General features: G+C 47.2%; 14 protein-coding genes and 1 pseudogene. 3 read left to right on the top strand and 12 right to left on the bottom strand.

The genetic code is table 11. The features are described 5' to 3' along the window. Position 1: 1 nt before the first annotated feature. The 9 genes and pseudogenes from PQG66_RS14030 to PQG66_RS13990 form a co-directional block, all read right to left on the bottom strand. Positions 2-1,072 (bottom strand): isochorismatase family protein, encoded by a 1,071-nt coding sequence (locus tag PQG66_RS14030; protein WP_272038345.1) that lies wholly within the window; start codon positions 1,070-1,072, stop codon positions 2-4. A gap of 90 nt (positions 1,073-1,162) precedes the next feature. After that, on the bottom strand, positions 1,163-2,779 hold the full coding sequence (locus tag PQG66_RS14025; protein ID WP_272038344.1) for a (2,3-dihydroxybenzoyl)adenylate synthase: 1,617 nt from the start codon (positions 2,777-2,779) through the stop codon (positions 1,163-1,165). 3 nt (positions 2,780-2,782) lie between these two features. After that, the gene (dhbC, locus tag PQG66_RS14020; protein ID WP_272038343.1) at positions 2,783-4,135 is read right to left on the bottom strand and encodes an isochorismate synthase DhbC; all 1,353 of its coding nucleotides are present in this window, start codon (positions 4,133-4,135) and stop codon (positions 2,783-2,785) included. A gap of 24 nt (positions 4,136-4,159) precedes the next feature. Continuing rightward, positions 4,160-4,945, bottom strand: a complete 786-nt coding sequence (locus PQG66_RS14015; protein ID WP_272038341.1) for a 2,3-dihydro-2,3-dihydroxybenzoate dehydrogenase — start codon at positions 4,943-4,945, stop codon at positions 4,160-4,162. Between the two features lie 56 nt (positions 4,946-5,001). Then, positions 5,002-5,862 carry an alpha/beta hydrolase gene (locus PQG66_RS14010; RefSeq protein WP_272038340.1) on the bottom strand — a complete coding sequence of 287 codons (861 nt, stop codon included), beginning with the start codon at positions 5,860-5,862 and terminating at the stop codon, positions 5,002-5,004. A 265-nt stretch (positions 5,863-6,127) separates the two neighbouring features. Then, the gene (locus PQG66_RS14005; protein ID WP_334220782.1) at positions 6,128-7,180 is read right to left on the bottom strand and encodes an ABC transporter substrate-binding protein; all 1,053 of its coding nucleotides are present in this window, start codon (positions 7,178-7,180) and stop codon (positions 6,128-6,130) included. 49 nt (positions 7,181-7,229) lie between these two features. Next, positions 7,230-8,444 carry an AraC family transcriptional regulator gene (locus PQG66_RS14000; RefSeq protein ID WP_272038338.1) on the bottom strand — a complete coding sequence of 405 codons (1,215 nt, stop codon included), beginning with the start codon at positions 8,442-8,444 and terminating at the stop codon, positions 7,230-7,232. A gap of 304 nt (positions 8,445-8,748) precedes the next feature. Then, positions 8,749-9,495, bottom strand: a complete 747-nt coding sequence (locus tag PQG66_RS13995) for a Bax inhibitor-1/YccA family protein (RefSeq protein WP_272038715.1) — start codon at positions 9,493-9,495, stop codon at positions 8,749-8,751. A 275-nt stretch (positions 9,496-9,770) separates the two neighbouring features. Next, a pseudogene (locus PQG66_RS13990) lies at positions 9,771-9,893 on the bottom strand (nucleotide excision repair endonuclease); the annotation flags it as partial. 680 nt (positions 9,894-10,573) lie between these two features. Here PQG66_RS13990 and pdxR point away from each other — a divergent pair. The 3 genes from pdxR to PQG66_RS13975 are packed head-to-tail and all read left to right on the top strand — an operon-like array spanning position 10,574 to position 13,445. Further along, complete coding sequence (gene pdxR, locus PQG66_RS13985; protein ID WP_272038337.1) at positions 10,574-12,025, top strand: MocR-like pyridoxine biosynthesis transcription factor PdxR; 1,452 nt, start codon at positions 10,574-10,576, stop codon at positions 12,023-12,025. A gap of 44 nt (positions 12,026-12,069) precedes the next feature. Then, positions 12,070-12,990 (top strand): D-alanine--D-alanine ligase, encoded by a 921-nt coding sequence (locus PQG66_RS13980; RefSeq protein WP_272038335.1) that lies wholly within the window; start codon positions 12,070-12,072, stop codon positions 12,988-12,990. Further along, on the top strand, positions 12,987-13,445 hold the full coding sequence (locus PQG66_RS13975; protein WP_272038334.1) for a GNAT family N-acetyltransferase: 459 nt from the start codon (positions 12,987-12,989) through the stop codon (positions 13,443-13,445). The genes PQG66_RS13980 and PQG66_RS13975 overlap by 4 nt, the downstream gene beginning before the upstream one ends. A gap of 183 nt (positions 13,446-13,628) precedes the next feature. Here PQG66_RS13975 and PQG66_RS13970 read toward each other — a convergent pair whose 3' ends face one another. From PQG66_RS13970 to PQG66_RS13960, 3 genes are all read right to left on the bottom strand, one after another. Further along, positions 13,629-14,414: a glucose 1-dehydrogenase gene (locus tag PQG66_RS13970; protein WP_272038333.1), complete on the bottom strand. Its 786-nt coding sequence runs from the start codon at positions 14,412-14,414 to the stop codon at positions 13,629-13,631. A gap of 170 nt (positions 14,415-14,584) precedes the next feature. Continuing rightward, complete coding sequence (locus tag PQG66_RS13965) at positions 14,585-15,142, bottom strand: GNAT family N-acetyltransferase (protein ID WP_272038331.1); 558 nt, start codon at positions 15,140-15,142, stop codon at positions 14,585-14,587. 257 nt (positions 15,143-15,399) lie between these two features. Further along, positions 15,400-16,878, bottom strand: a complete 1,479-nt coding sequence (locus PQG66_RS13960) for a copper amine oxidase N-terminal domain-containing protein (RefSeq protein ID WP_272038329.1) — start codon at positions 16,876-16,878, stop codon at positions 15,400-15,402. Positions 16,879-17,057: the final 179 nt, after the last annotated feature.

Raw genomic sequence — 17,057 nt, 5'->3', positions numbered from 1 at the left:
CTCAAAAGTAGTCTCCATTCAGCAGCACTTTCGGTTGGGTGTTATCCAGAAGTGCTACCCATGCTGCCAATGTTGGCTGCTCCGCCAGATCGACAAAGGCGACCTCGGCTCCTTCCGCACGAAAACGCTCGGCCAGACTCATCATGCGGATGGAATCCATACCCCAGCTGTGTACCAGATCATCATGTATTCCAATGGAATCGGGCTGCACTTGCAAAAGATTGGCAATCTGAAGCTGTAATGCTTTCAGCCTTGCATGATCACTGCCTTCTTGCCCTTCCAGAATATTCTCAAGCTCAGCGGTAGAAGCCATTTGATGTTGCACCTCAGCTACAGCTAGTGAGGCTGATACTGCACCCGATTGCTCCCTGGGCTCGTCTTGACCATTATCATGTGCTTCGGGTGTGAATGCACCGCCAGTTTGGGCTATGGCTGATGCATTTAGCAATGAAACCGAACGTTCGGTCGTCAGGGTTACCGCACAACGCTCTGCCGCATACGTCAGCGCCATTCGATGTTTTTCCAACGAAAAATCAGCAACCGCATCAGCAACCAGAAACGCTTGAATATCACGCATAAATGCTTCACAGGACGTCATCAGGCATCCGATATGTGCATATATGCCGCAGACAATCAATTGATCCCGACCCTGCTTCTGCATGAGCTCAAGCAGTTCCGTCTTCTGAAAGGCGCTGTATCGCCATTTAGTCATGAAGGTGTCCTGCGGAGCGGGAGCAAGCGATTCAACAATTTCTTTCTGTACTGCTCCGCCATCGATTCCCGCACCCCAGAAGTCCAGCTGTAGCCCGCGTTCCTCCGGTGTCTGTCCGCCAGGTTGAGCCGAGTAAACCACAGGAATGCCAAGCTTATGACACGTTGAACGAAGCTCTGTAATATGATTGATCAGCTCCACTACCGGAGAGGCTCCCGGTGTAAATGCATTCATGAAATAGTTCTGCATATCGTGAATCAAAAGTACTGCACGCTTCGCATCCGGTGTCCAGGCAACCTTGTTGACCGGGAGCTCAGACGCTACAGGCATTGCATATGGTTGAATCACTGGAAGTGCCATGAATATCCCTCTTTTCAGCTTTATTTATCAGATCAAGTCCAGCCATATCCATAAACGGAAAAAGTACAATGTCATCGCGATCGAAATTTTCTAATTGGATGCAGCTTGCTCGGCAGTCAACATCTCCCTTAGTGCTTTTTTGCTGACCTTGCCGACTTTTGTCTTCGGAAAAGCATCCACCAATTCAATCCGGTCTGGAATTTTATAACTAGCCAGGCCCCGATTACGCAGAAACGATTTGATCTCGGCCACCGCCAGCGTATCACCGCTTGGCACGATAAAGGCGCAAGAGCGCTCGCCCAAATATTCATCGGGCATGGATACCAAGGCCGCATCATGCACACCAGGATGGGCCAGCAAATGGTTTTCCACCTCTTCGGCAGCCACTTTATCCCCGCCACGGTTAATCTGATCCTTCGCTCTTCCTTCAACTACGAGATATCCATCAGCCGTCAGGCTGGCAATATCTCCTGTACGATAGAAGCCATCTGTCGTAAATGATCTGGCGTTATGCTCCTCCGCCTTGTAATACCCACGGATGGTATAGGGCCCGCGTGTCAGCAGGTGTCCGGCTTGTCCCTGCTGTACCTCAACATCTTCGTCATCCACAATCCTCACCTCATCATATGGAGACATCGGTCTCCCTTGTGTATGGGTGATCACATATTCGGAATCATCCAGACGTGTGTAGTTTACCAGCCCTTCAGCCATACCGAACACCTGCTGCAATGTACAACCAAACACCGGCTTGACACGTGCCGCCGCCTCGGCACTAAACTTAGCTCCTCCGACCTGAAGCACCTGGAGCGACGGAAGCTTGATTCCACGAGCTGCTGCTGCATTCAGCCAGACAAGAGCCAGCGGTGGCACCAGGGCTGTAATAGTTACCTGGTGGCGGATAATCAGTGGAAATGCTTCATCTGGGCTTGATCCCCGTGACAGTACAATCGTACCGCCTGCGTACAACGTGCCTAGAATGCCGGGTGAGCTCATTGGATAGTTATGAGCTACAGGCAGAACTGCCAAATAGACGCTATCCGGGTGGAGGCCACATACCTCGACACTCCTCCGCAAGCTGTAGATGTAGTCATCATGTGTTCGGGGAATCATTTTAGGTAATCCGGTGCTCCCTCCCGATAATTGCAAGAAAGCTACATCTGAAGATGTTGGCGCATCCGGCAGGCTGATTGGCTCTGCGTAAACATCTTCCAACGCGGTAAAAGGCCCAGCCTCGCCTGCGACGAAAATATGCCGAAGCTCCGGAACCTCAGCTTGTACCTCCTCCGCCAACGTGCGATAGTCAAATCCCCCATCATGATCCGGGATGAGATAGGCTACCGCCTCAGAGAAACGGGCGAAATATGTGATTTCACTCTTTCGATGCAAGGGAAGCGCAAATACAGGCAGTGCACCGATGTGAAATAAAGCAAAACAAGCCTCAATAAACGCAGGAACATTCGGCAGTTGAACAATGACCCGGTCATCCTTCCGTATTCCCCTGCCATACATACCGGAGGCTAATCGAGTCACCCGATCATTCAGTTCCTTATACGTGAGCTGGTGCTTACCGCTAATAACGGCTACCCGATTGCCATATAAATCCGCACGCTGGCGAAGCATTTCCCCAAACGTAATCCCTTCCCAGCAACCCGCCTTCCGATAAAGCTCTGCATATTCATCAGGCCAAGCCTGATATCCTGACGGCATTGTTCAGTCCTCCTTCCGATTGGACACCGTTGAATCCAAACCCATCGCGAGCAGCATCGTTCTGAACTTGGCATTCGTCTCTGCCAGCTCTGCTTCTGCCGTAGAGCCGGCTACAATACCTGCTCCAGCAAACAACTTAACCGTTCTGCCTTGCACCTCGGCACATCGAATGGTTACCGCCCACTCGCCATCCCCCTTACTGTCACACCAGCCCACCATTCCCGTGAACAACCCCCTGTCGAACGGCTCTTGTTTCTTAATGACTGCCCGAGCAACCTGTACAGGTGTTCCACAAATAGCAGGTGTCGGGTGCAGTGCCAATGCCAGTTCCATTGATGTTGTAGCAGGGTCCACCAGTTCCGCATGTATTTCCGTGGATAGATGCCACATTGTGCACGTCTGGATCAGGGAAGGCTCTGCGGGAACGGACAAATGTTTGCATAGAGGCCCCAGCGCCATTACTACCGCCTCAATGACCAAGGCATGCTCATGCCGATCCTTGGCTGAAGCCAGCAGCGCCTCAGCTCGGCGACGATCTTCCGCCGGGTCATCACTGCGGGCGGCCGAACCTGCCAGCGGGTTGACTCTTACTCTGGAGCCATGGCGAGTAACCAACAGTTCTGGGCTTGCTCCAATGAAGGTGCGACTATTTTTACTTTCAATCGGATTGTCTGTTTTTTCGGATTGTCTATACCTTGTTACATGATTTTCAGATTGAACCATGTCCTTCATTGGAACAGCAAATGTATAACCATGCGTATTTTCCTTGAACAAGTTAAGCAGCAACTGGTGCGTGTTTACAACTGTCCGTGAAGTGATCTCCAGCGTACGGGATAACACGACTTTGTGCAGATTTCCCTCGTTCAGATCTACCAATACGTTATTCACGCTTTGCTCGTACATTCTACCCGCAGGAACCTCAGTAATCTCACAACCTGACGCAGCCGGAAGTTTGGGGATAAATGTCCGTGGCTCCGAGGGCAGAGGTTCAGCCCACTGTACCGTCTCTGGCACATATAGCTCAGCAGTAGAATGGATTGGATCAAAAGGAATTGCCCCCACCACAAGCGGGTTCGATTGACCCGATTGCTTGGCCTGCTCCATGAGCTGTTGAATCTGTTCAATGAACAATCGACACTCTTCTTTATATTTTTGCTCTATACTCTTACCCTTGACAGGTTCATTCTCAGTAGATTGAAGTGCTTCAGCAGTTTCCTTCGCAAACCAACGAATCTGCTCTCCTTGTGCAAGCAAGGTATGCTGTGGTGAAGACCAAAAAAAGGACGTCCCCTCCCGATATTGCTCCAGAAGGTCTATGGCAGAAGTTGCTGCTATAACCGAACCCGCTTTTGACATGACTCATCATCTCCTTATCTTGATTCAAACGCCGAGTGTGGCGCCTCCGTCCACACACAGATTATGCATCGTAATATGTCTGGCTTGATCTGATATCAGGAAAATAACAGCATCCGCAATATCCGATGGCACTGCCATTCTGTTCAGCGGGATGCCTAGACGAAAGCTTTGCAGCGAACCCGCAATCACTGCCTCTGCTCCATGATCCTCCTGCCACAGGGCTCTTTGCATGGGCGTATCCGTTGAACCTGGAGAGACAATATTGCAGCGAATGTTCTGACCCGCATATTCCAGCGCCAGACTTTTGGTGAACATGGACGAAGCAGCTTTGGAGGCAGCGTATGCCGACATATGCATTCGCGGAACACTCGCAGCATTCGAACCTACGGTAACCACCGCTCCCGTTTGGCGCTTAGACATATTCCTCACTACCGCACGCGATATATAAAATACACCATGCGTATTCACATCAAACGTCCTCGTCCATTCCTCATCCGTCAGCTCACTCACGGCCCCAGCGTACAGCACACCCGCAGCATTCACCAAAATGGCAATGGGACCTACGTTCTCTTCAATTCGTTGGACTGTATCTTCGATGGCTTGACGATCCGATACATCAGCAATGCAGGCTATGGCCTGATAGCCCTGTCTGCACAACTCAGTGGCCAGTTGACTCAGCGCAGCTTCCTGTCGGTCCACCAGAGCAACGATAGCGCCATGCTGTGCAAGCAAACGTGCCACCGCTTCACCAATCCCTTGCGCAGCACCGGTGACCACGGCCACGTTTCCATTGATTCCTGTGTAGCTCACCTCATGTACCTCCCTTGTAACCACTATATGCTGTAATACCCCTCATTTCTTACCTTCTAGGACTCCGGACTACAGGCAAAACGCATCGTGCGACTAATTAGAAAAGGCAGTACTGAAACATGATTCTCTTCTTCAAACTCGGTATATGTGATATCTAGCCCTGGTTGCTTCAACGCTGATAACCGTTCTGTAAGACTCGATGCCTTGTCATTGTTACGGGCCGGATGTGTCTTCTCGTGTTCGCCCATACCAATCCACACCCTGACGTTTACTGGATGCTGCTTCAGCCTTGCAACGAATTCCTCTTCCTCCCCCTGCATGACCTCCTGATTCCAGTGCAGCGAGGGACTGCCCGCAATGTAATAACGAAAAGCCTCCGGCTTGGTGAACAACGCATGAATCACGAACAAACCGCCAAGCGAGTGTCCAAAGATGGCCTGTCTATCCCGATCAATCTGAAACTGCTGCTCCATATCCTGCTTCAACTCTTCTTCAATAAAACGTAAGAATTCATCAGCGCCGCCTTGTTCCGGTAGCGGTGTACCATCGGATTTTCGGGTATATTCCGTCGTTGTTTTTGGGGTAAAGTCATAGTATCGATGGGGAGAAAAAGGGGTAGCGCTCGGATACCCTATTCCAACGATAATTGCCGGGATTGCCCCTGTCTTCTCTGGTCTACGTCCCTGCACACGAACGGCTTCCACCATCGTGCCGAATACGGAATTGGCATCGAGTAAGTAGATGACCGGATAACCGGACGGAGGCGGCGGTTCAACAGGCTTGAATACCATAATCTGATAGTCATGGTGTCCTGTACGTGATTTCATGGTCCATTGTTCGGCATGCGGGATTTCAACGTTACTGCGTGCAATATGCTCAAGGTTACCGGAAGCAGTTAAATCGGGCTGAAACATCATTACGGATGGGTCCTCCTCGTTGTTCTGTTTATATAAGTTAAAAACTGAACTACATATTTTATGTGAGATTGATTCTCATTACCAATTATAAAAGAGTCGACTCTTCTGTCCCATGGACGATATCCAGAAATCATTTTGATTATTTCCATATTTATGTCATATGGTGGTGTTAGCCATCCAGCACAAAAAAACTCCCTAGATATACACTGGAACCCCGGACTAACATCCGGTTCTCGGTACTCATAAGGAGTTTTTAGTATCAGATTTATGGTGTTAACGCCTTTAACGTATCATCAATGACATGACTATAGGCAATCAGGCCACTACCCAGCCACGGAGCCGAATCCACTTCGTATACATGCCCTGCCTGCACCGCAGGCATGCTTTTCCATACATTCGTTTCCGTCATTTCTTTCATGTTGCCAGCACCCTGTTCCACGGCAAAAATAAAATCGGCATCAATCTCGGGTAATACCTCGGTTGAAATGATTGCGCTATTCTCCGTCTCAACCAATGCCGGCTTACCAAGTCCCAGTTGCTCGTATACGACATACCCGCTGAAGTAGTTACCGCCCATCATGCTGATGCCACGCGGGGCAAAACGGATAATGGCTGCTTTCTTGCCTTCGGCTACTTTCGCAAGTTCAGCTTTGGCTGATTTGACCTTCGCATGGTAGGCTTCAATAGCCTTTTCCGCTTCAGCCGTTTTGCCCAGCAGATCGCCGATGACCTGCAAAGACTTCTCTACATCACCCGAAGCATTCGTAAATACGTAGGTTGGTGCAATCTTGGAATAACTCTCATATACCCCATTCTCTGCATACTGGGCCGTATGCAAAATAATAAAATCCGGATTATATGTCATCAGTACCTCTGGCGAAGGCAAGCCGCTGGAGAAATCAAGTGTAGGCACATCACTGAGTTGATCCTGCAGATAGACATGGCCTGTTGTACCACTTGCCCACTGAGCTACGGGCTTCACACCAAGGGTTAACAGGGAATCCTCCAGATACGGTGCAAATACTCGTTCTATTTTCGCAGGCACAAGCACATCATGTCCCAAGTCGTCTTTTACAGTTCGTTCACCCGTCGTTTCTGGCTCTTGGTCTTTCTCTACAGTCGTCTCGGTCGAGGCCGTTGTTAAACTCTCCGTTGCGGGCTGCTCTTGCTGAGCCGCTCCGGTATTCTTCTCTGATGCTGTGCCGCAGGCAGACAACAGTCCTGCAATTAACATGAGTAAGATTAAGGCTGAGAGCCGGGTGCTGCGGAATTTGCTAATCACAGAACGTTGTGTACTTCTGCTGAAATATTGAAACATGTGATATCCCCCCTGATAAACATTCTCATGTAGATACAAGGATTATATGTCACCTCGCTCGGGAATCACCATGGACGTTATCCAGAAATATGTTTGGACAATATCCCGTGAAGATCAGTAAAGCTTCATCCAACATTCGCATCACACCTACAGCTGAATAATCAAACCAAGGGTCACCAGTTATCAAATGAACCTGATACCGACGAACAGCGTTGAGCTCACGCCATGTAACCGAATGCTGCAAGCTAAGCCAATACGCTCGTGAAGCAGCCTCAGGGCACACCATGACTAGAATTCGATCAGGGTTCATGTCAACGAGTTGCTCCAGCGTTAAAGGAGCATTGGCACTAAGGTCAGAAAAGGTATCCAGCTGCAGTGCTCCATACAGCACTTCTTCAATACCCGGATTGCTGTAGAGGTACAAATTCTGCCTGTATATCCGCACGACGATCACTTTCTCCGGGCCCACTTCCTTCTGTACCGATTCGCGCGCTTCCTCTGCTCGCTGGTTATAAAGCCGAATCCATTGCTCCGCCTGTTCCTCCCTCTCCAGAAATGACCCGATCATGCGCAGCTGGGTTCGCCAATCCGAAGTGTGTTTAGGGACAAAACAACAAGGCGCAATATCAGCCAATCGAGCCTGATCCTGTTCACTAATCTGATCTGTACCTACGATTGCATCAGGACGAATATGAACCAGTCTTTCCACATTGGCCTCAAATCGCCAACTCGTATATGGATCGGTCAATTTCAGATGAGACTGAATTTCTGTACGGAATGTATTATAATAATACGCTGTCCATTTGGGATCGATCGGTGCAGCCACCGGAATGACATTGAGAGCCAAAAGCTGTCCAATCATACTGGAGGAACAGGTAGCAATCCGTTTTCTGGCGTTTTTTGCATAATCCGATGGAGATACGCCCACCTCCTTTTTAAATTTGCGACTAAAATAGTACTCGTCACTATAACCGACTTTCAGGGCTATATCGCGAAGTTTGTGACTCGACTCTTTCAGATATCGCTTGGCACGGTTAATGCGCAAGTCAGTAAGATACTCCATTGCGCTCTGTCCATACGTTTTCTTGAACAAATCCACAAAATATTTCGGACTGATACCTGCCTCCGATGCAAGCTCTGCAATGGATAGCGGCTGGTCGTAGTGTTTGTCCATGTATAGTTTAACTTTGGCAAGATTCGTCTTGGGACTGCGGCCGGTAACAGGCAAGTGCGCAGTAAACTGCGAATCATTTTCCAGTAACATGAGGCCACTCCTTTCAAAACTGCTTGATTGACTTGATACACAACTCAATAATCATTCAGTCAAATAATAAAATGATCTAAACGATATTGATAATCATTATCAATAAAGTACCACAATTATTTTCTTATCGTCAATGATATATGGTGAAATATACACAACCCTCGATGTAATCCTCTATCTAACATCCGGTAAAAGCTTGCTTTCCGCCATCACCATGTACCATACGCAAAAAAGCCAACGACGAGAGTTAACACGTGTTGGCTTTCATGAGACTACCTCTTTGATATATTTTTAATAGACTGTGCTAGTCACGGCTCCGCAGTTTGCTGAGCAGACGAATAATCTCAATGTACAACCATACCAGAGTTACCATCAGCCCGAACGCTCCGTACCACTCCATATACTTAGGTGCACCTTGCTCAGCACCACCTTCGATGAAGTCGAAATCCAGTACCAGATTAAGGGCAGCAATAATGACGATGACAACAGAGATCCCGATGCCGATCAGACTATTCTCGTGCAAATACGGAATCGAAATGCCGAAGAAACTGAGCACAAAACTGAGCAGATACATAATCATAATACCGCCAGTTGCAGCTACCACACCCAGCTTGAAGTTCTCTGTTGCTTTAATTAATCTCGTCTTATAAGCCGTTAACAGAGCAACAAATACAGCCATAGTCAGCAGGGCGGCTTGCAATGTAATTCCGTTATACAGAGACTCATAAGTCGCGGAGAGCGCACCCAGGAACATCCCTTCTGCTACTGCGTAGATGGGTACGAGATAAGGTGAAGCTACCGGTTTAAACGAAATGACCAGAGCCAGAATAAAACCAACAGCCAAACCTCCGTAAGCAAGTGGCATTACTTCTTTGCCGTCAAAGAACATCATCCATGTTGCAAATGCGCTACCCAGCAGGATGATTAACGTAATGAACGCTTTGTTCACCGTACCGTTAATCGTCATGTAATTCTGGTATCGATCCTCCCCATATCCTCTGTTCTCAAACGTGCTGTCTTTAAGGGTAGGGTTACCACTACGACCGATCAACACAATCACCTCTTCTTATGTATTTTGGTAAAACTTTGAACCCGTCTTGTGTACTGCTTCTTGAACCTAGGTAAGAAACGGCCGAATGCAATCCGTATGGTATGATACCTCGCCCGTCTATATATGTTAATAGGACATATGTCCCAAACTTTAATATTTATTCTATTTTACTTTATAACGTGCAATAAGTCATGTCATCAATCTGATAAATATGCAACTAACAACGTCTATATATCCTTATAGGTGTATACCTTTACTCTACTAACATAGCCTAACTACTTATACAGCACCTTGTCTACATTAAACTTCGCCCGCGTGGTGTTGATGATATAGGTCTCGTATATTTCACGATTCTTCGGATCGTCCACCAAACATACTTCGATCTCGGCCACTTCCTCTATTATCACTAGAACTACATTTTAACACAATCTCCTACTTCGACACCATTTCAGTCCAAATGAAGCACAATTCACGGAAATTTCTCTAATGCGACAAAAATTTCAAAAAAAAGGTTAACTTCCCTGATTCAAAGTGGTACTATAAGGGTATGAGGAAGAAATTGGGCACTAAGACACATGTCTTTATATCTATTAACGACAAGTGTAGCCTGAATCATTAATCTTTTTCATACTGAATTCGGCGACGTGCACACGAGAAGAGTACAGTTAGAAAGAACCGTAGCTTTATAGATTGTAGATTGACCATTAATACGACCCTTTGCAGCAAGCAAACGATGGCCTAATCGGCCGCTAGAAAGATCCCTTATATCATAACTTCGAATTTTGTCATCTAGAATTAGATTTTGTTATTATTTCTTAGACGTATTATAGCAAATCGACACATGGGAAGAATAGACAGACGATCCATTAAAGAGACTAGTCAGAACATGCAAATGTAGTAAGGCAGGGTAGCAGTACCATTAGAATCAAATAGGCTTTACCCCCAGCCCGGCAGATGAGCCAGGGCTTTTTCCCGTTCATACATATGCCCCAGTCCACCTGATCTGCGAAACAAAGGTATCGTGGTTCTTTCTGCTGGGTTTATAATATGGCAAGATACCAGTAGAGGGAGTGATGGGATGTATTCCGATCTGCAACTGACGGAGGACCGCCCTGTATATATACAAGTCAAAGATTATCTGAAGAGATTAATGTTAAAGGGCGGCTTGCAGCCCAATCAAAAACTGCCTTCCACTCGTGAGCTTAGCACGCTCATGAAGGTAAGCCGCAGCACCATTTTGCTTGCCTACGCTGAACTTGAAGAGGAAGGGCTGATCTATGCGCTCAAAGGTAAGGGCAATTACGTCAGCACACTCATTGAAACACCAAAGGCAGCAGCACACTGGCAGCTGGACTGGACAACAAGGGTTAGTGATTATGCCATTCAGGCAGAGCAATATGATCTGATGAAACACGGCTCAGGAGCCGAACGAGGTAAAATCTCATTTACCAGTATTGCACCTGATGAGAAGCTATTTGATCTACACAATGTGAAGCGTGCTTTTCTGGATCGCATGTCACTTGAAGGAGAGGTTCTGCTTAATTACGGCTACGCACAAGGTTACAAGCCGCTCATGAACTATTTGCTACGCTATATGGAGAACAAAGGGGTAGATCTTACAGGCAAGAATATCCTGATTACGAACGGGTTTACAGAAGGATTCGATCTAGTACTGGGAGCATTGCGCAAAAAAAGCGGCAAAGCGCTCTGTGAGAACCCTACACATCATACGGCGATCAAAAACCTCAAGCTGCACCAGTTTCAGTTAACCGGAATCAACATGGAACCGGATGGACTTGACCTGAAGCAGCTGGAGGAGGAGCTGGCTGGAAACACGTATGATCTGGCCTACCTTGTGCCCTCTTATCACAATCCGACTGGAATCGTGACTTCACCCGCGAAACGGATTGAAATCATCCGCTTAATGAACGAGTATCAAGTTCCCATCATCGAGGATGGATTCAACGAGGAGCTTCGTTACTCTGGCTCCCATGTCTCGCCTCTGATCGCCAGTATGGGGAACGGCAACGGGCTGGTATACCTTGGCAGCTTCTCCAAAGTATTATTCCCCGGCCTGCGCGTCGGCTGGATTATTGCGGATGCGGCGTTAATCGATTATTTGGAGAGCATGAAGCGGGCACGTAACATTCATACGTCAACACTGGATCAATCACTGTTATATCAATATTTGTGTAACGGTAATTTCGAGAAGTATCTGAAACGAGCTCGAATGGAGTATAAGAGGAAATACGAACTTGTTGTGCACTGCCTGAAAAAACATCTGCCGATGTGTCAAATATCTGGAGCAGGTGGGCTGCATCTGTTCGTGCAGTTTCCTCCGGAAGTGCGTACGAGAGAGCTTCTTGCTGCCTGCAAAGTGAAAGGGGTCACCTTCACCCCAGGAGATACCTTCTATCTGGAACCAGGGCAAGGGCTTCACACCATGCGCCTTGGTTTCTCCAGAGTCAGCGATGAGAATATCCGCATAGGTATCCGGATCATCGGGGAGACCGTTGCAAGCATGATATAAAGTAATGTAATACGAGAATAGATGACGATAGGGAGGATTTTCACATGAAAGTCGGCGTTATAATGGGCGGTACATCTTCTGAGCGGGATATATCTCTGCTCACCGGACAGGAGATGATTGCGAATCTGGACAGAAACAAATACGAGGTTGTGCCCGTTGAGCTAAACTCCAAGCGGGATTTAATCGATAAATCTGCTGGGATTGATGTAGCTCTGCTCGCACTGCATGGTAAATATGGGGAAGATGGTACGGTGCAAGGCACACTCGAATCTCTCGGTATTCCCTACACAGGTTGCGGCGTGCTAGCAAGCAGCGTCTGCATGGATAAAGACATGTCCAAACAACTCATGCGGCAAGCAGGGGTACTTACAGGTGACTGGCTTCAAGTCAATGACATGCAAGATCTGTCCTCGGATGCTGTACGTCAACTAACGTACCCTGTCGTTGTCAAACCGAATTCTGGTGGCTCCAGCATTGGAACACAGATTGTACATGAGCCATCCGGTCTGTCGGCTGCAGTAGAGGCTGCTCTTGCCTGGGATAACAGCGTCATGATCGAGCAATATATTGAGGGCGACGAGATTACCTGTGCTATTGTAGATGGTAAAATGCTGCCCGTGATCTCGATTCGTGCCAACGCTTCTTTTTTCGACTATGCTGCCAAGTACAATGATAACGGAGCGGATGAGCAGGTTATTCAGCTGCCTGCCGATCTGCATCAGCGGGTAGAAGCTGCCGCATTAACTTGTTATAACGTGCTCAAGTGCAGCGTCTATGCCCGAGTAGATATGCTTATTCGGGATGGGGTTCCTTACGTGTTGGAGGTTAACACCCTGCCGGGGCTTACACGAAACAGTCTGCTTCCTAAAAGTGCAGCGGCTGCGGGTATATCTTTTGCCGAATTGCTCGACACCATCATTGATCTATCCCTCAAAGAACGTTCAGGGGAGGTGGACAGAAGATGAGTTTGAATATCCATATCCGTCACAGCACGGAGAAGGACCTGCAGGACATGGTGATCCTCATGGACCAGCTTGGCTATCCTACGACTTTTGCCGAGATGAAGGAACGTTACGCACACATCGCTGCCGATGACAACTTCACAACACTGGTAGCCGAATTGAACGGACGCGTGATAGGACTTATTGGGCTGCAAACATCCTATTTGTATGAAAAGAACGGAAGACACTGCCGCATCATGACAATGGTTGTTCACGAGCAGTACCGTGGCTCCGGCATTGGTCGTCAGCTCCTACTATCTGCTGAGCAATGGGCATCCGAACATCAGGTAGACTCGATATCGCTGAACAGCAGCAATGGTGCGAATCGTGAAGTAGCACATGAATTTTATCAAGAGATGGGGTATACCGCTGGCAGCACCGGATTTAGTAAAAAACCTCAAGTGTTACAACATAACTAATAGTTTGGGGACGATCAGGTGCATCAAATTGATTTAATTGTTGCTTCGTTGCTGATGCTCCAGATGTGATACCTAGCTTATGAATAAAACAGCAAAACAAGCCCTCCCGTGTATCAACTCGGAAGGGCTTGTTTGTTTGCGTTTCTCTACATTTCTTATCCATATGGTTTAGGTAATTGTCACTTAGTACTTGGCAGATTGTCCGCCATCAATTGGAATAATCGTTCCGTTGATAAATGGGGATTCACCGGACAGCAGGAATGCCACCAGACGCCCAACTTCTTTGGGTTCACCCAGGCGTTTCGCCGGGTTGTCCTTCACAAAGTCTTTGGATGCAGACTCCCAGTCATTCGGGTTAATCTGTTTGAATGAACCGATGACCATATCTGTGAGAATGGCTCCAGGGGCTATTGCGTTAATGCTGATGCCGTGTTCAGCATACTCAATGGCTGCATCTTTGGTCATGCCGGCTACAGCATGTTTACTCGCTCCATAGGCAATCTGATTCGGTACAGCGCGAATACCGCCAACGGAGGAAGAGTTGACGATAGAGCCTTCACCCTGTTTTTTCATCACAGGTAATACATGTTTCAACCCGTAGAATACACCCTTCAAGTTGATGTCGATTACTTTATTGAACATTTCAGTCTCATAGTTTTCGATCAGGTTCTGCTTACCCTCAATACCTGCGTTGTTGAAGAATGCATCAATGCGTCCGAACTTGTCCACTGTATCCTGGACATATTTCTTGACTGCCTCCTCGTCCGCTACATCTCCTTCAATCAACAGAAACTCAGCCCCGTTTACCTCTTCAGAGATTAATCGCTTCGTTTCCTCCAGTGCCTTCATATTAACGTCCACCAGTGACAGCTTGGCTCCTTCACGCGCAACCTCAACAGCAGCTGCCTGACCAAGTCCAGAGCCCCCGCCTGTAATCAAAACAACTTTGTTTGCGAATCGTTCTGTCATGTTGTAGACCTCCTATGATTGTTTAGATGATTCCCTACTTCAATACCCCATTTGGATTAATCTTTAACATGATTGATATCGAGAGTAAGTTCAATAACTCACACGTTATGATGCCTTACGAGGCTCGAGGACATGCATATCATCAGCATTCTGACATCCACAACGTTTATTCAAATATCCCACATTGCCACATCTGAATCGCCGCTCTTTCTTTCAAAATAATCATACACCTCTCCGTCAGACAACCGTCTCTGATTCACGTACTTGAAGCCCGTACGCTCCAACACTCGGCGAGAAGCTGGGTTATATGTCTTTACAATGCCCACAATTCGAGTTAACGACGTATACTCAAATAAATAAGCTGTTAGCGCTCCAACCGCCTCTGTGATATACCCTTGGTTGCGGTGATCTCGCGAGATAGCATAGGCCACCTCACGATCAGACGGATCAAGCATATCGTTCGGAAACACGCCACACCAACCGATCAATTGCTGACTTTCCTGATGAATGACGGCAAGCATAATCCGCACATCCTGCGGATCAAATCTTACATAACTCCCTATGATGAACTGCAAAAAATCGTTTAATTGTTCTTCGGTCATCTTCCAATCCGGCAAGAGATCGGTAATTTCAGGCTGATGTGTCAGAGCTGTCAGAGCAGCTTGGTCTTGCAAGGTAAAGGGACGTAACACGATTGAACTAGAATAAAGTGCGAATTCATGATTCATATAGAACACCTCTTAGGGGATTATTGGTTGATGACACGACAAAAAGGAGCACCTTCAATAGAGGTACTCCTGTGTCGTTTCATCCTTTCAGATCGAAACGCCGAAGCTCCTCGTAATGGTCAAAAAGGACAGACGTATCCCGTGTTGATCTAACGGAATTTTTGCGCCTTGTTCTTTTCTACATCATTACGAGAAATCTGGCATTCTCTGAAATCCCCTTCCCATTCACACATCGTTATTCAGCTAATTACATTTGACTAGGGACGATCAATGAAAATCCACCCTGTACCTTGCTCTTTCTCCACTGTGGCTCCAAGCGATTCAGCTATGAAACGTAGTGGAACATAGGTTTTACCGTCACTTCCAACAAAGGGCGATTCAACCATTGTGACTTCCTGACCTGCAACAGTTGCCTTCGGAGAACCTACAGTCATCACGATTTCATCTCCTGTGATGTCATCAGTGACAACAATCTGTTTCGATCCTTTGGTCCATTTCACTTCTGCATCTAACTCTTCAGATAAGTAACGGAGCGGAACAAAGGTTGTATTTTTTACGGTAACAGACTCTTCTTGCTCCGGATTGAGAAAGATACTTTTGGTTGTAATTCTCATCTCATTTTTCAGGAATGGATACACTACTGAATTCGGATCAAAATTGCGAAGAACCTGACCAGGTGTGACTTTCCCTTCTTCAAGCTCGATTACACCTTGGGGAGCTTGCACTTCATCCACGGTGACCGCACCACCGATATTCCATAACTCACTGTCTGAACTAATCGTTACAGCACGTACTGGTAAATCTTCCGAAGCAGGCAATGCTACCTTTAATGACATATTTTGTTTACGGATATCCAGCTTGTTATCCAGGAAGAAGTCCATGTTTAATTTGGTTTCCGGACCGAATACAGTCTTGAGCTCTGGAATACTTGTAAGCAGATTGTTCAGTTCCTGATCATACTCCGCTAGAATACTGTCCAATCCTTCTTTGATTAAGCTGTACATTGCTGTCACTGCTTCTTCCTTCGTGGCAGGTACGATGGAGCTCAGTTCATCGGCTTCCATACCTTCCAGACTGCTCACAGTTTCAAATACGGGATACAGTACATCATACAGATCTCCAATGATCTGCTTAAGACCTTGCTCATCCTTGGCGATACTGGTCAGGAACGGCTTCACCATAGCCAGCATTTCTTCACCATTCATCTCGATATGCAACTTGTTCAGAGATAGCGTTTCACCGTATACGGCTTCCTGAACAGAAGTAACCGAAATGTTTTTAGGATTGGACAGATGTTTCATCACAAAAGTTAATACCTTTGGAGAGAGCTCTTCCAGCTGTTTCTCGAGCTCCTTCGTATCCACAGGCAGCGGCATTTCTGCTCCTCCTAGAGCATCCAGAGAAAGGTATACCGGCTTCTGTGCTCCATCCACATCAATGAAGATGCCGTACTTGTCCATGGACAGATGGAACGGCAGTTTCATTCCTTCCATGCTCAGAGAACCTTTGATTGAAGCGGTATTAGCGTCTTTCATTTTGGCATGATCGATATCAAGTGAGAACGAGTTGATTTGTTTGATGATTTCGAGGTCTCTTTCCGTGGCAAATTGCTTGTCCGGTTCTATGTTAATATGCATGGATTGTTTGGATTCTCCGGATTTTACGTTGGTGTTATTAACCATTGCCTGGTTAACATCAACTCCGCCTACATCTTGGCAGCCTGTAAGAACAACCATAAGCAGTACAAGCGGTACTGCAATCCATTGAGTGAATTTTAGGTTCCTGATTGAGATCTCCCCCTTAGTAAAATATGGTACATCCCATATTATGAGGGCAGGAGATAGTGTTGTAAACGGATACGTATAAAAATAGTCCAAATAGGCCGGAACTCGTCCGGCCTTCTGGTTCTTCTATC

Source organism: Paenibacillus sp. JJ-100 (genome assembly GCF_948329825.1).
Classification (GTDB): domain Bacteria; phylum Bacillota; class Bacilli; order Paenibacillales; family Paenibacillaceae; genus Paenibacillus.
Note: the sequence above shows the minus strand (reverse complement) of the source record. Positions and strands in the feature narration are given on the sequence as shown.

What these genes read in the sequence shown, in the direction of transcription:
- PQG66_RS14030 (WP_272038345.1), bottom strand. Translation starts at nt 1,072, where the DNA reads ATGGCACTTCCAGTGATTCAACCATATGCAATGCCTGTAGCGTCTGAG.
- pdxR (WP_272038337.1), top strand. Translation starts at nt 10,574, where the DNA reads ATGTATTCCGATCTGCAACTGACGGAGGACCGCCCTGTATATATACAA.
- PQG66_RS14005 (WP_334220782.1), bottom strand. Translation starts at nt 7,180, where the DNA reads ATGTTTCAATATTTCAGCAGAAGTACACAACGTTCTGTGATTAGCAAA.
- PQG66_RS13980 (WP_272038335.1), top strand. Translation starts at nt 12,070, where the DNA reads ATGAAAGTCGGCGTTATAATGGGCGGTACATCTTCTGAGCGGGATATA.
- PQG66_RS14010 (WP_272038340.1), bottom strand. Translation starts at nt 5,862, where the DNA reads ATGATGTTTCAGCCCGATTTAACTGCTTCCGGTAACCTTGAGCATATT.
- PQG66_RS14025 (WP_272038344.1), bottom strand. Translation starts at nt 2,779, where the DNA reads ATGCCGTCAGGATATCAGGCTTGGCCTGATGAATATGCAGAGCTTTAT.
- dhbC (WP_272038343.1), bottom strand. Translation starts at nt 4,135, where the DNA reads ATGTCAAAAGCGGGTTCGGTTATAGCAGCAACTTCTGCCATAGACCTT.
- PQG66_RS13970 (WP_272038333.1), bottom strand. Translation starts at nt 14,414, where the DNA reads ATGACAGAACGATTCGCAAACAAAGTTGTTTTGATTACAGGCGGGGGC.
- PQG66_RS13960 (WP_272038329.1), bottom strand. Translation starts at nt 16,878, where the DNA reads ATGGTTGTTCTTACAGGCTGCCAAGATGTAGGCGGAGTTGATGTTAAC.
- PQG66_RS13975 (WP_272038334.1), top strand. Translation starts at nt 12,987, where the DNA reads ATGAGTTTGAATATCCATATCCGTCACAGCACGGAGAAGGACCTGCAG.
- PQG66_RS14000 (WP_272038338.1), bottom strand. Translation starts at nt 8,444, where the DNA reads ATGTTACTGGAAAATGATTCGCAGTTTACTGCGCACTTGCCTGTTACC.
- PQG66_RS13965 (WP_272038331.1), bottom strand. Translation starts at nt 15,142, where the DNA reads ATGAATCATGAATTCGCACTTTATTCTAGTTCAATCGTGTTACGTCCC.